We start from the raw sequence: 14,620 nt of genomic DNA on the forward strand, positions 1-14,620 counted from the left end.
CATCGTTGTCGTCGTCCTCACCTGTGGGCCCTACATAGCCATCAGTCGGCTGGCCCTCAACATTGTCCGGGATCCCGTCATCGTCACTGTCGATGTCCAATCTATCTGGTAAACCATCCCCATCGGTATCGATATCATCGTTGAAAGATGTAGTCTGAGGGCTAACAAAATTATTTAGACATGAAAACTGAATTCCAGCTTGTCTAGCAACATTTGTTGTGAAATTTTCTAAAGTAGCGGTTTGAATACCAAATCGAAAAACAAAACTAGAAAGCTCTACAAACTCAACAGCTACATTAACTGATGGGTTCTGATTAGAAATACCATCATATTCTTTCATTCCTCCATTAACCAACAACCCCCCTAAGGTATTATTGACCAATATTTCATTATTCTCGTCCACAGTATAACTTGCCGGGGTATCAAATCTATTATATTCCTGATATTGATTATTACCGTCAACATCTATAAAGTTCATGATTATTTCATTTAATACAACAGAATTACTGGTTCCCTTATTCACCAGTGTTATTCTGAAATCAACATATGGACGTTTTTCATCGTCAGTTGTGGTAAAGAAAATTTCAGGCTTAAAAAATTCAGCATCAATTTCATTTTGATCAAGAATTGCAATTTCCCCATTAACAACTTTATCAATTGTTATCAAAGCATCCAAATCATTAGTGATATTTCTTATTCTATATACAGAACCCTCGGTAAACTCATACCCGGATTCCAGCTCGGGAGTTGAAGAAAAGTTCAAATTTGGAACAGTATTGCAATCAAAATTTGTAGTAACAGTACTGGACTCATTTCTGTCCAAAATACCATCGTTATCAGAATCTAAATCCAAATAATCATATATTGAATCTAAATCCGAATCTATTGGGTTTACTCCATTTGAAAAAACCTCATAAACATCGTCAAGACCATTTGAATTATCATCTATTCCCGAAGGTTTTTGATATGAACCCGGGGATTGACCTTCAATATTATCGGGAATACCATCATTATCAGAATCTATATCCAAATAATTTGGTGTTCCATCATTATCAGTATCTATATCTATAGTTTCAACAGTGTCAATAATTCCGTCACCATCATCATCCAAATCATTAATATTAAGAATTCCATCTCCATCAGTATCCACATCTGAAGTTAAATCAAAATTGTTACTGGAAATATTAAAGGAAGTACTAAGACAGAAAATAAAAAGAAAGGCAATCAGCGTTTTCCCACGAACTAATATACCCTTCGGTTTTAACAAAGTAAAATGTTCCATAAATGATAGTTTTTAGTATAAACTAATCACCATGGCTAAAGCAAGACTAAAAACAGGTAAGAAGGTGGGGCTTCTTAATTAAATGCGCAAGATAAAGTTAAATTTTTGATCAACCATGTTTTATAGATTATCGACGAACAAAAATCTTTCAACAACATTTTTCATTATGATCTATAATAAATGACAATCAACTTTAAGGCACATTTAAAATACGTAACCTTCTACAAAAAAGTTTACGAATTTTTTAATTTATTGTTGATTTTAACAACCCATATAAGGTATTTTTCTATCAAATATCTTATAAGCCTATTAATTTCCATTATTTTTGCCCAAATTTTTTGAATGGGTTTTGAACAAGAAATAAAAAAAAGGAGAACATTTGGAATTATTTCCCATCCAGATGCTGGTAAAACAACTCTTACAGAGAAATTACTTCTTTTTGGAGGCGCAATCCAAGAAGCTGGTGCGGTAAAAAACAATAAAATAAAAAAATCGGCAACCAGCGATTTCATGGAAATTGAGCGCCAAAGAGGAATTTCTGTTGCCACATCTATTTTAGCGTTTCTATATAAAGATAAGAAAATCAATATTCTAGATACCCCAGGGCACAAAGATTTTGCTGAAGATACTTTTAGAACCCTAACAGCCGTAGATAGCGTAATTGTTGTCATTGATGTTGCCAAAGGGGTAGAGGAGCAAACGGAAAAACTAGTCCAAGTTTGTAGAATGCGAAATATTCCCATTATTGTTTTTATCAACAAGTTAGATAGAGAGGGTAAAGATGCATTTGATTTGTTGGATGAGGTAGAGCAAAAACTTGGTTTAACTGTAACCCCATTAAGCTTCCCCATTGGAATGGGTTATGATTTTAAGGGTATTTATAACATCTTTGAGAAAAATATCAACCTATTTAGTGGTGATAGTAAAAAAAATATAGAAGACACTATTGCTTTTAATGATATCAACAATCCAGAGCTGGATAACATAATAGGAAAAAAAGCAGCAGAAGAATTAAGAGAAAATCTTGAGTTGGCCAATGGGGTTTATCCAGAATTTGACAAAGAAGCTTATTTAAATGGCACACAACAACCAGTATTCTTTGGTTCTGCTCTTAACAATTTTGGTGTTAGGGAATTATTGGACTGTTTTATTGAAATTGCCCCAATTCCCAAAGATAAAATGTCCCAAGAGCGATTGGTAAAATCCAACGAAAAAACCTTGACCGGATTTGTTTTTAAAATTCACGCCAACATGGACCCAAAACATAGAGATCGTTTGGCTTTTGTAAAAATTGTATCAGGAACTTTTGAACGTAACAAACCTTACTTACATGTTCGTTCAAATAAAAAAATGAAATTTTCTAGCCCTAACGCTTTTTTTGCCGAAAAGAAGGAGATTGTAGATATTTCCTATCCTGGTGATATTGTGGGCCTTCACGACACTGGAAGCTTTAAAATTGGGGATACGCTAACCGAAGGGGAGGTTTTATATTACAAGGGAATTCCCAGTTTTTCTCCAGAGCATTTTCGTTATATAAATAATGCTGACCCCATGAAGTCAAAACAACTCTCCAAAGGTATAGATCAACTCATGGATGAAGGTGTAGCTCAATTGTTTACACTGGAAATGAATGGAAGAAAAATAATTGGGACAGTTGGTGCCCTCCAATATGAAGTTATACAATATCGTCTTGAGCATGAATATGGTGCCAAATGTACCTATGACAATTTTTCTGTTTATAAGGCCTGTTGGGTACAGCCAGAAGATATAAACAATGAAGAGTTCAAAGAGTTTAAAAGGGTAAAACAAAAGTTTTTGGCCAAGGATAAAAAAGGTCAGTTGGTTTTCTTAGCAGATTCCCAGTTTTCATTACAAATGACACAACAAAAGTACCCCTCGGTAAAACTTCACTTTACTTCTGAATATGAGTAGATAAAAAAAGAGCGAACTTAATGTTCGCTCTTTTTTTATGCTTCTCCCGTAGGGCCAAAATTCAATGGGATAGGAGGCTGTTCATAGTCCTTAATAGTGCCATGGGCATCCTCAAACCTAGTAACATTATCATTTAACGCCTTTAAGAACTTCTTAGCATGTTGCGGTGTCAAAACAATCCTGCTTTTTACCTTAGCTTTTGGTGCTCCCGGCATCATACTGATAAAATCCACCACAAACTCTGATACGGAATGATTAATGATAGCCAAGTTGGAATAAATTCCTTCGGCCGTCTTTTCGTCCAATTCTATATTTATTTGTTTTTGGTTTTGATTTTTATCAGCCATAACAACATTATTAAAATTTCAACTCTTCCTTGCGAGCCATTATTTCATCATATTCTTCCTTGGAACCAACAATGATGTTCTCATAATCCCTCATACCTGTTCCTGCAGGAATTTTATGTCCTACAATAACATTTTCCTTCAATCCTTCCAAAGTATCAACTTTACCGCTAACAGCAGCCTCATTAAGAACCTTTGTAGTCTCTTGGAACGATGCGGCAGAAATAAATGACTTAGTCTGCAACGATGCTCTAGTAATACCTTGTAATATTGGTGTCGCGGTAGCGGCAACAGCATCTCTGGCAGACACCAAGGTTTTATCTGATCTTCTTAACAAAGAATTTTCATCCCTTAATTCCCGAACTGTTATAATCTGTCCTGGTTTTAAGTTTTCAGATTCTCCTGCATCCTCAACAACCTTCTTACCAAAAATCTCATCGTTTTCTTGAATGAAGTCATCTTTATGTGCCAATTGGTTCTCTAAGAAAATAGTATCTCCCGGATCTTCAATACGTACCTTTCTCATCATTTGTCGTACGACAACTTCAAAATGCTTATCATTGATTTTCACACCTTGTAAACGATATACTTCTTGAACTTCGTTCACCAAATACTGTTGTACAGCAGAAGGCCCTTTAATTGCCAATATATCCTCCGGTGTTATGGAGCCATCTGATAAAGGCATACCTGCTCTAACATAATCATTTTCTTGAACCAAAATTTGATTTGAAAGCTTTACCAAATATTTTTTTATTTCCCCTAATTTGGATTCAATAATAATCTCCCTGTTCCCTCTTTTTATTTTGCCAAACGATACAACACCATCAATCTCGGAAACTACAGCTGGATTAGATGGATTACGAGCCTCGAACAATTCGGTAACCCTTGGAAGACCACCAGTAATATCACCCGCCTTAGCAGACTTACGTGGTATTTTTACCAATACTTTACCTTCTTTGATTTTGTCTCCATCATCAACCATAATATGTGACCCAACTGGTAAGTTATAAGAACGTAATGTTTCTCCCTTACTATCTTGAATCAATAAAGTAGGAATCAATTTCTTGTTTCTTGATTCTGATATTACCTTTTCCTGGAAACCTGTTTGCTCATCTATCTCAACCTGGTAAGTAACACCTTGCTCAATGTTTTCATAAGCAATTTTACCTGCAAATTCTGAAACAATTACACCATTAAATGGATCCCACTGACATATAATATCTCCTTTTTTAATTTTATCACCATTTTTAACCGATAACTGGGAGCCATAAGGAATGTTGTTGGTACTTAATGTAATACCCGTATTGGCATCAACAACTTTGATTTCTGAAGTTCTAGAGATAACAATTTCTGCTAATTGACCATCAGCTCCTTCTCCCTTTACAGTTCTTAAATCCTCTATCTCAGCAATACCGTCAAACTTAGCTTCTAGTCTATTATCCTCAGATATGTTTCCTGCAATACCACCCACGTGGAATGTACGCAATGTTAACTGAGTACCTGGCTCTCCAATTGATTGGGCAGCTACAACACCAACAGCTTCACCTCTTTGTACCATTTTATTGGTGGAAAGGTTTCTACCATAACATTTTGCACAAATTCCTTTTTGAGCTTCACAAGTAAGAGCTGAACGTACTTCCAATTTTTCAATTGGAGAATCTTCAATTCTTTTGGAATCAGCTTCCATTATTTCTTGTCCAGCAGTTAACAACAATTCTTCGTTCAAAGGATTGTATACATCATGTAATGAAATTCTACCTAGAATTCTTTCTCCCAATGTTTCTACAACCTCTTCATTCTTCTTCAAGGCCTCCACAGTAACACCTCTTAATGTCTCACAGTCCTCAATGTTGATAATTACATCTTGTGACACGTCTACCAACCTTCGAGTTAGATATCCAGCATCCGCTGTCTTAAGGGCCGTATCGGCAAGACCTTTACGTGCTCCGTGAGTTGAAATAAAGTATTCCAAAATAGACAAACCTTCCTTAAAATTAGAAAGAATCGGATTCTCAATAATTTCCCCACCACCAGCGGTAGATTTTTTAGGTTTGGCCATTAATCCACGCATACCGGTCAACTGACGAATTTGCTCCTTAGAGCCCCTCGCACCAGAATCCAACATCATATATACCGAGTTAAATCCTTGTTGATCCTCACGAATACGCTTCATGGACAATTCAGTTAATTGTGCATTGGTAGATGTCCAAACATCAATAACCTGATTATAACGTTCATTATTGGTTATTAGACCCATGTTGTAATTGGCCATAATACCGTCAACTTGACCATTTGCATCAGCAATCATTTCATGCTTCTCTTGAGGAATAATGATATCACCTAAACTAAAGGACAATCCACCCTTAAAGGCAAATTGGTATCCCATAGTCTTAATCTGATCAAGGAAAGCGGCTGTAGTAGGAACATTGGTTACGCTTAAAATTTTGCCAATAATATCACGCAAGGCTTTTTTGTTCAATACTTGGTTAATATACCCAGCTTGTTCTGGCACAACCATATTGAACAATACTCTACCTACAGTAGTCTCAACAATTTTGTTAACCAATTCTCCTTCATCATTAAAGTCTTTGGTTCTAACTTTAATACCAGCATTAAGATTAACCATACCTTCATTAAAGGCAATCTCCACCTCTTCATAAGAATAGAATGTAAGACCTTCACCTTTAATCGGAACTTCAGGTGTAGACTTTCTTTCTTTAGTCATGTAATATAGACCCAAAACCATATCCTGTGATGGTACAGTAATTGGTGATCCATTAGCAGGGTTTAATATGTTTTGAGAAGCCAACATTAATAACTGGGCTTCTAAAATAGCTTCTGGACCCAATGGAAGATGCACCGCCATTTGGTCACCATCAAAATCCGCATTAAATGCCGTACATGCCAAAGGGTGTAATCTAATAGCCTTGCCTTCAATAAGTTTTGGCTGAAAAGATTGAATACCTAATCTGTGCAATGTAGGGGCACGGTTTAGTAAAACTGGATGCCCTTTTAATACATTTTCAAGAATATCCCAAACTACAGGTTCCTTTTTATCTATTATTTTCTTTGCAGATTTTACTGTCTTTACAATACCTCTTTCAATCAACTTTCTGATAACAAAAGGCTTGTACAATTCAGCAGCCATATCTTTTGGAAGACCACATTCATAGAGATTCAACTCCGGTCCAACAACAATTACCGAACGAGCTGAATAATCAACACGCTTTCCAAGTAAGTTTTGACGAAAACGCCCTTGCTTACCTTTTAATGAATCTGAAAGCGATTTTAAAGGTCTATTAGATTCTGTTTTTACTGCTGATGCCTTACGGGTGTTATCAAACAAGGAATCTACGGACTCTTGAAGCATACGTTTCTCATTTCTAAGAATTACTTCTGGAGCCTTAATTTCCACCAACCTTTTTAATCGGTTGTTTCTTATGATAACACGTCGATACAAATCATTTAAATCTGATGTTGCAAAACGGCCACCGTCCAACGGCACTAAAGGACGTAATTCAGGCGGAATAACAGGAATGACCTTCATAATCATCCATTCTGGTCTGTTTTCCCTATTTTCCTGTGATTCACGTAGAGCTTCCACAACTTGAAGTCTTTTTAAGGCCTCAGTCTTACGTTGCTTGGATGTCTCCGTATTTGCTTTGTGCCTTAAATCATATGATAATTGATTTAAGTCTATTCTAGCCAACAAATCAATAAGACATTCAGCCCCCATTTTAGCGATAAACTTATTAGGGTCTGTATCTTCTAAATATTGGTTTTCAGCAGGAATAGATTCCAAAATAGTAAGGTACTCTTCTTCAGTCAAGAAATCCATTTTCTGAATTTCCTCCCCTTCTGCACCTTTAGCAATACCTGGTTGAATTACTACATAACGCTCGTAGTAAATAATCATATCCAATTTCTTGGATGGCAACCCTAAAAGGTATCCAATTTTATTGGGCAATGAACGGAAATACCAAATATGCGCAACCGGTACAACCAAATTTATATGTCCTACTCTGTCTCTACGAACTTTTTTCTCTGTTACTTCAACTCCACAGCGGTCACATACAATTCCTCGGTAACGGATTCTTTTGTACTTACCACACGCACATTCATAATCCTTAACAGGGCCAAAAATACGTTCACAGAAAAGTCCGTCACGTTCTGGTTTATGAGTTCTATAGTTTATGGTTTCTGGCTTTAAAACTTCACCTCTTGACTCACCTAAAATTGCTTCTGGTGAGGCTAATCCGATTGAAATTTTATCAAACCTTTTTGTTGGATTATTATCTTTTATTCTAGCCATAACTTGTGATGATACTGTTTTAATTTATTTGATGTAAAATAGCTTGAAAACTATTTTATTATTCTTCCAATCTAATATCCAAACCTAATCCCTTAAGTTCGTGCATTAACACATTGAAAGATTCTGGCAAACCAGGCTCTGGCATTGTTTCTCCCTTAACGATAGACTCATATGTTTTGGCTCTACCAATAACATCATCAGACTTAACCGTTAATATTTCTCGTAAGGTTGCGGATGCACCATAAGCTTCCAACGCCCATACTTCCATTTCTCCAAAACGCTGACCACCAAACTGAGCTTTACCACCCAATGGTTGTTGTGTTATTAAGGAATATGGACCAATAGAACGTGCATGCATTTTATCATCCACCATATGTCCTAGTTTCAACATATAGATAACCCCCACTGTTGCAGCTTGGTCAAAACGTTGTCCTGTTCCACCATCATATAAATAAGTGTGTCCAAATCTTGGAATACCCGCTTCATCCGTGTATTCATTAATTTGATCTAACGTAGCGCCATCAAAAATTGGAGTAGCATATTTTCTGCCCAATTTAAGACCTGCCCAACCCAGAACTGTTTCGTAAATCTGTCCAATATTCATACGAGAAGGTACACCAAGTGGATTCAATACAATATCAACTGGAGTTCCATCCTCTAAGAATGGCATATCTTCTTGGCGAACAATACGCGCAACAATACCCTTGTTACCATGACGACCTGCCATTTTATCTCCAACTTTAAGCTTACGCTTTTTGGCGATATAAACTTTAGCCAATTTCATGATACCAGCTGGCAATTCATCACCAACAGAAATAGTAAACTTATCTCTCCTTAAATTACCTTGAAGGTCATTTAATTTAATTTTATAGTTGTGCAACAAATCCGCTACCAAAGCATTGGTGTCTTTATCTGTAGTCCAACTTCCACCAACCAAATGTGCAAAATCATCAACTGAATTTAACATTTTCATAGTGTACTTTTTACCTTTAGGAAGTACTTCCTCACCCAAGTCGTTCAATACGCCTTGCGAAGTTTTTCCATTGATTAAGGTAAACAGTTTTTCTACCAATATATCTTTAAGCTGCTGAAATTTAACCTCATAGTCCATTTCCAACTTAGAAATAGCCTCCTTATCTTCAGAACGCTTACGCTTATCCTTTATGGAACGAGAGAATAATTTCTTGTCTATTACAACACCTCTAAGTGATGGTGACGCCTTTAAAGAAGCATCCTTAACATCTCCTGCTTTATCTCCAAAAATGGCACGAAGTAATTTTTCCTCTGGAGTTGGATCAGATTCACCTTTAGGAGTAATCTTACCAATTAATATGTCTCCTGGTTTCACTTCTGCTCCAATACGGATCATACCGTGCTCATCCAAATCTTTGGTGGCCTCTTCTGAAACATTTGGAATATCATTGGTCAATTCCTCAGCTCCTAGTTTAGTATCTCTAACTTCCAAAGAATATTCATCAATATGAATAGAAGTAAAGATATCTTCACGAACCACTTTCTCAGAAATCACGATGGCATCTTCAAAATTATACCCTTTCCAAGGCATAAAGGCTACCTTCATGTTTCTACCCAATGCCAATTCTCCGGCTTCGGTTGCATATCCTTCACAAAGCACTTGTCCTTTTTTAACTTTATCACCTCTTTTAACAATTGGCTTTAAGTTAATACTGGTACCTTGATTGGTTTTTCTAAATTTTACTAATTGATAAGTTTTTGAATCTTCTTCAAAACTAACCAATCTTTCTTCATCAGTACGCTTGTACTTAATAGTTATTTTTTGAGAATCAACATACTCAATAACACCATCCTCTTCTGCATTTATCAATACTCTAGAGTCAGATGCGACTTGTCTTTCCAAACCAGTACCTACTATCGGTGACTGAGGTTTTAATAATGGAACTGCCTGACGCATCATGTTTGACCCCATCAAAGCACGGTTGGCATCATCATGTTCCAAGAAAGGAATCAATGAAGCCGATATTGATGCAATTTGATTTGGAGCAACGTCTGTATAATTTACTTCTGCCGGATCTACCACTGGGAAATCTCCTTCTTCTCTTGCAATTACCTTTTCCGTATCTATTTCCCCATTTTCCTTTAAAGGAATATTTGCCTGGGAAATTTTCATTCCTTCTTCTTCCTCGGCACTTAAATATATAAACTCCTTTGTATTTACTTTACCATTTGTAACTTTACGGTAAGGTGTTTCCAAGAAGCCCATTGGGTTTACTTTGGCAAAAACTGAAAGTGACGAAATCAAACCAATATTTGGTCCTTCAGGCGTTTCAATAGGACAAAGTCTACCATAGTGTGTATAGTGAACATCGCGTACCTCGAAACCAGCCCTCTCTCTAGATAAACCTCCTGGTCCAAGGGCAGACAATCTTCTTTTATGCGTTATCTCTGCCAATGGATTGGTCTGATCCATGAACTGAGACAATTGATTTGTTCCAAAGAATGAATTAATTACAGAAGACAATGTCTTTGCATTAATCAAATCAATAGGTGTAAATACTTCATTATCCCGCACATTCATACGCTCACGAATGGTTCTTGCCATACGTGCCAAACCAACTCCAAACTGAGATGACAACTGCTCTCCAACCGTTCTAACACGACGGTTAGAAAGGTGGTCAATATCATCAATCTCCGCTTTTGAGTTGATTAGTTCAATTAAGTATTTTATGATGGTAATAATATCTTCTTTGGTCAAGACCTGCTTGTCCATTCCAATATCCAACTGCAATTTTTTATTCATTCTATAACGACCCACTTCACCTAAGTTATATCGTTGGTCAGAGAAGAATAATTTATCTATAATCCCACGTGCAGTCTCTTCATCGGGTGGTTCTGCATTACGTAATTGACGGTAAATATGCTCAACAGCCTCTTTTTCTGAGTTTGTTGGATCCTTTTGAAGTGTATTATGTATAATGGCATAATCACTTTGAGCATTGTTCTCCTTATGTAAAAGGATAGTCTTTACATCTGCCTCAATAATTTCAGCAATATGATCTTTCTCTAAAACAGTATCACGGTCAAGAACAATTTCATTTCTTTCGATAGAAACAACTTCACCTGTATCCTCGTCAACAAAATCTTCATGCCAGGTATTTAATACTCTTGCGGCAAGTTTACGCCCCAATACTTTTTTTAATCCTGCATTAGAAACTTTAACCTCTTCAGAAAGGTCAAAAATCTCCAAAATATCTTTATCTCTTTCAAAACCAATAGCTCTAAAAAGAGTAGTTACCGGTAATTTTTTCTTTCTATCAATATAAGCGTACATTACGCCATTGATATCTGTGGCAAATTCTATCCAAGAACCTTTAAATGGTATAACTCTAGCTGAATATAGCTTTGTCCCATTGGCATGGAAAGATTGTCCAAAGAATACACCAGGAGAACGGTGCAATTGAGAAACCACAACACGCTCAGCACCATTGATAACAAATGTACCACTTGGCGTCATGTACGGTATAGTCCCTAAGTATACATCCTGAACAATAGTTTCAAAATCTTCATGTTCTGGGTCTGTACAAAATAATTTTAATCTTGCTTTTAGTGGAACACTATAGGTTAAACCACGTTCTATACATTCTTGGATTGAATATCTTGGTGGATCTATAAAATAGTCTAAAAACTCTAATACGAATTGATTTCGTGTGTCGGTAATTGGGAAGTTCTCCATGAAGGTATTGTACAAACCTTCATTTCCTCTTTCGTCAGATTTTGTTTCAAGTTGAAAAAAGTCTTGAAATGATTTAATCTGAATGTCCAAGAAATCCGGATAGTTCGGTATGTTCTTAGCGGATGCGAAACTTATTCTTTCAGTCTTATTTGTGAACATCGATGGACAAAATTTTTGAACGTGAATACTATGATATACGGGCGGTATATAACTTTATATACTATTATCTATAAAAGGGTTTAGGTCTAACCACCAAACTGGTGAAAAGACCTAAACCAATATAATATGGTTGTTGCTATTATTTAAGCTCAACTTCTGCTCCTGCTTCTTCCAATGATTTTTTGATACCTTCAGCCTCATCTTTAGCCACACCTTCTTTAACTGCTTTTGGTGCGCTATCAACAATATCCTTAGCATCTTTTAATCCAAGACCAGTTAATTCCTTAACTAATTTTACAACTGCTAATTTAGATGCTCCTGCTGCTTTCAAAATTACATCAAATTCTGATTTTTCTTCAGCTGCTTCACCACCTTCAGCGGCTCCACCACCTGCTGCTACAGCTACTGCTGCGGCGGCTGGCTCAATACCATACTCATCTTTTAATATATCAGCTAACTCATTAACCTCTTTTACGGTTAAGTTTACCAATTGTTCTGCGAAATCTTTTAAATCTGCCATTTTTCTATCGTTTAATAAATTTTTAAAATATAATTGTTTTTAGTGCGCGTTATTCTCTTTCTGATAATGTTTTAAGGATTCCTGCCAGTTTACCTCCACCAGATTTAAGTCCAGAAATAACATTCTTGGCTGGGGATTGCAACAATCCAATTATTTCACCAATCATTTCTTCTTTAGACTTAATACTAACCAAAGTATCCAACTGATCATCCCCAATATAAATAGCTTCTTCTACAAAAGCTCCTTTTAATAAAGGCTTATCAGATTTTTTTCTGAAATTTTTAATGAGTTTTGCAGGACCATTTCCCACCTCAGAAAACATTAATGAAGTATTGCCTTTCAACACTTCAGGAAGTTCGCCAAACTCTTTTTCAGAAGCTTGCATTGCTTTAGCAAGCAAGGTATTTTTAACTACAGCCAATTTTATATCGGCTTTAAAACATGCTCTTCTTAAATTAGAAGTCGTGTCTGCATCCAATCCAGATATATCAGCAAGATATATAGTAGAACTATTTGCCAATTGCGCAGTTAAATCTTCTATTACGGTTGCTTTTTCTTCTCTTGTCATAATTATAAAACTTAAACTACCGGTTAAACTGCTTTTGGATCCAATTGAACACTAGGACTCATAGTACTGGACATGTAAATACTTTTTACATAAATACCTTTAGAAGCTGTAGGTTTCAACTTCATTAAAGTATCAATTAATTCCTTGGCGTTGCCAGCAATTTTATCTGAAGAAAAAGAAGCTTTTCCTATTGCAGCGTGAACAATTCCTGTTTTATCTACCTTAAAATCAATCTTACCAGCTTTTACATCAGACACTGCTTTTGCAACATCCATTGTAACTGTACCTGTTTTTGGATTAGGCATTAAACCTCTTGGTCCCAATACACGTCCCAATGGTCCTAATTTACCCATAACACTTGGCATAGTGATAATAACATCAACATCTGTCCAACCGCCTTTAATCTTATCCAAATACTCGTCCAACCCAACAAAATCGGCACCAGCCTCATTGGCCTCCGCTTCTTTATCCGGTGTTACCAAAGCCAAAACTTTTACATCTTTACCTGTACCATGGGGTAATGTTACCACACCACGAACCATTTGGTTTGCTTTTCTTGGATCTACACCCAAACGCACAGCCAAATCCACAGATGCATCAAATTTTGTATTGGTTATTTCTTTTACCAAAGCTGAAGCCTCATCAATAGAATAAAGTTTATTCTTATCTATTTTACCGTGGGCCTCTTTTTGCTTTTTAGTTAATTTTGCCATTTTAATTGCTTTTAAGATTTTAAAAAGGACGTTTACCTGCCACTTTAAGACCCATTGATCTTGCTGTGCCAGCAACCATGCTCATAGCCGATTCCACAGTAAATGCATTAAGATCTACCATTTTGTCCTCCGCTATAGTTTTAACCTGGTCCCAAGAAACGCTCCCTGATTTTACTCTGTTAGGTTCGCCAGATCCTTTTTTAATCTTAGCTGCTTCCAATAGCTGAACTGCCGCTGGCGGTGTCTTTACAAGAAAGTCAAAAGACTTATCCTTGTATACGGTGATAACAACAGGCAATACCTTGCCCTGTTTGTCCTGTGTACGAGCATTAAACTGCTTACAGAACTCCATGATGTTAACGCCGGCAGCACCTAAAGCGGGTCCAACCGGTGGCGACGGATTCGCAGCACCTCCCCTAACTTGTAGTTTAACTACTTTACTTACTTCTTTTGCCATTGTTTAAAATTAAAATTTAAAGTGTGTCAATTGGAAGCAACACAACTTATATATATGTAACAATTTTATTATACTTTTTCTACTTGCATATAACTAAGCTCCAATGGTGTCTTTCTTCCGAAAATCTTAACCATTACCTCTAGTTTACGCTTTTCTTCATTGATTTTCTCAACAGTACCATTAAATCCATTAAAAGGACCATCTATAACCTTTACAGTTTCGCCTAAAACAAATGGAATAGCAACACTATCAGTGTTAACAGCCAATTCATCCACCTTTCCTAGCATTCTATTAACCTCGGCCTTTCTTAGAGGGACAGGGTCTCCTCCCTTTGTTTCCCCTAAAAAACCAATAACATTGGTAATAGAGCGAATAATATGGACCATTTCCCCTCCTAAATTTGCCTTCACCATAATATAACCAGGAAAATACACTCTTTCCTTGCTTATTTTTTTTCCATTTCTAATTTGGATTACCTTTTCCGTAGGTACCAAAACATCTTCTAAGTAATCCGAAAAACCAAGTCTAGCTACTTCGCTCTCTATATAGCCTTTGATTTTGTTTTCCTGACCACTAACAGCCCTTACCACATACCATTTCTTTTCCAATACTTCTGACATAGGG

Annotated in this window: 9 protein-coding genes and 1 pseudogene; 1 reads left to right on the forward strand and 9 read right to left on the reverse strand. The window is 36.4% G+C overall.

The window, feature by feature from the left end; all coding sequences use genetic code 11:
• A pseudogene (locus GGR42_RS05465) lies at positions 1-1,282 on the reverse strand (gliding motility-associated C-terminal domain-containing protein); the annotation flags it as partial.
• A gap of 342 nt (positions 1,283-1,624) precedes the next feature.
• Between GGR42_RS05465 and GGR42_RS05470 the strand changes: the two are divergent.
• Positions 1,625-3,214 (forward strand): peptide chain release factor 3, encoded by a 1,590-nt coding sequence (locus GGR42_RS05470; protein ID WP_167961632.1) that lies wholly within the window; start codon positions 1,625-1,627, stop codon positions 3,212-3,214.
• A 35-nt stretch (positions 3,215-3,249) separates the two neighbouring features.
• Here GGR42_RS05470 and GGR42_RS05475 read toward each other — a convergent pair whose 3' ends face one another.
• The 8 genes from GGR42_RS05475 to nusG all read right to left on the reverse strand — a co-directional run bounded on the left by GGR42_RS05475 (position 3,250) and on the right by nusG (position 14,616).
• Entirely contained in the window at positions 3,250-3,561 is a 312-nt protein-coding gene (locus GGR42_RS05475; protein WP_167961635.1) for a DUF3467 domain-containing protein, read from the reverse strand.
• A gap of 10 nt (positions 3,562-3,571) precedes the next feature.
• Positions 3,572-7,870: a DNA-directed RNA polymerase subunit beta' gene (gene rpoC / locus GGR42_RS05480; protein ID WP_167961637.1), complete on the reverse strand. Its 4,299-nt coding sequence runs from the start codon at positions 7,868-7,870 to the stop codon at positions 3,572-3,574.
• Positions 7,871-7,928: 58 nt separating this feature from the next.
• Complete coding sequence (gene rpoB, locus GGR42_RS05485; protein ID WP_167961639.1) at positions 7,929-11,738, reverse strand: DNA-directed RNA polymerase subunit beta; 3,810 nt, start codon at positions 11,736-11,738, stop codon at positions 7,929-7,931.
• A 139-nt stretch (positions 11,739-11,877) separates the two neighbouring features.
• On the reverse strand, positions 11,878-12,258 hold the full coding sequence (gene rplL / locus GGR42_RS05490; RefSeq protein WP_167961641.1) for a 50S ribosomal protein L7/L12: 381 nt from the start codon (positions 12,256-12,258) through the stop codon (positions 11,878-11,880).
• Positions 12,259-12,307: 49 nt separating this feature from the next.
• Positions 12,308-12,826: a 50S ribosomal protein L10 gene (gene rplJ / locus GGR42_RS05495; RefSeq protein ID WP_167961643.1), complete on the reverse strand. Its 519-nt coding sequence runs from the start codon at positions 12,824-12,826 to the stop codon at positions 12,308-12,310.
• Between the two features lie 23 nt (positions 12,827-12,849).
• Complete coding sequence (gene rplA / locus GGR42_RS05500; RefSeq protein WP_167961645.1) at positions 12,850-13,539, reverse strand: 50S ribosomal protein L1; 690 nt, start codon at positions 13,537-13,539, stop codon at positions 12,850-12,852.
• 19 nt (positions 13,540-13,558) lie between these two features.
• Positions 13,559-13,996 (reverse strand): 50S ribosomal protein L11, encoded by a 438-nt coding sequence (rplK, locus tag GGR42_RS05505; RefSeq protein ID WP_167961647.1) that lies wholly within the window; start codon positions 13,994-13,996, stop codon positions 13,559-13,561.
• A gap of 68 nt (positions 13,997-14,064) precedes the next feature.
• Positions 14,065-14,616: a transcription termination/antitermination protein NusG gene (gene nusG / locus GGR42_RS05510; RefSeq protein WP_167961649.1), complete on the reverse strand. Its 552-nt coding sequence runs from the start codon at positions 14,614-14,616 to the stop codon at positions 14,065-14,067.
• Positions 14,617-14,620 lie beyond the last annotated feature (4 nt).

Origin of the sequence: Saonia flava (assembly GCF_011927795.1) — a bacterium.
Lineage (GTDB): Bacteria > Bacteroidota > Bacteroidia > Flavobacteriales > Flavobacteriaceae > Saonia > Saonia flava.

What these genes read in the sequence shown, in the direction of transcription:
- GGR42_RS05470 (WP_167961632.1), top strand. Translation starts at nt 1,625, where the DNA reads ATGGGTTTTGAACAAGAAATAAAAAAAAGGAGAACATTTGGAATTATT.
- GGR42_RS05475 (WP_167961635.1), bottom strand. Translation starts at nt 3,561, where the DNA reads ATGGCTGATAAAAATCAAAACCAAAAACAAATAAATATAGAATTGGAC.
- rpoC (WP_167961637.1), bottom strand. Translation starts at nt 7,870, where the DNA reads ATGGCTAGAATAAAAGATAATAATCCAACAAAAAGGTTTGATAAAATT.
- rpoB (WP_167961639.1), bottom strand. Translation starts at nt 11,738, where the DNA reads ATGTTCACAAATAAGACTGAAAGAATAAGTTTCGCATCCGCTAAGAAC.
- rplL (WP_167961641.1), bottom strand. Translation starts at nt 12,258, where the DNA reads ATGGCAGATTTAAAAGATTTCGCAGAACAATTGGTAAACTTAACCGTA.
- rplJ (WP_167961643.1), bottom strand. Translation starts at nt 12,826, where the DNA reads ATGACAAGAGAAGAAAAAGCAACCGTAATAGAAGATTTAACTGCGCAA.
- rplA (WP_167961645.1), bottom strand. Translation starts at nt 13,539, where the DNA reads ATGGCAAAATTAACTAAAAAGCAAAAAGAGGCCCACGGTAAAATAGAT.
- rplK (WP_167961647.1), bottom strand. Translation starts at nt 13,996, where the DNA reads ATGGCAAAAGAAGTAAGTAAAGTAGTTAAACTACAAGTTAGGGGAGGT.
- nusG (WP_167961649.1), bottom strand. Translation starts at nt 14,616, where the DNA reads ATGTCAGAAGTATTGGAAAAGAAATGGTATGTGGTAAGGGCTGTTAGT.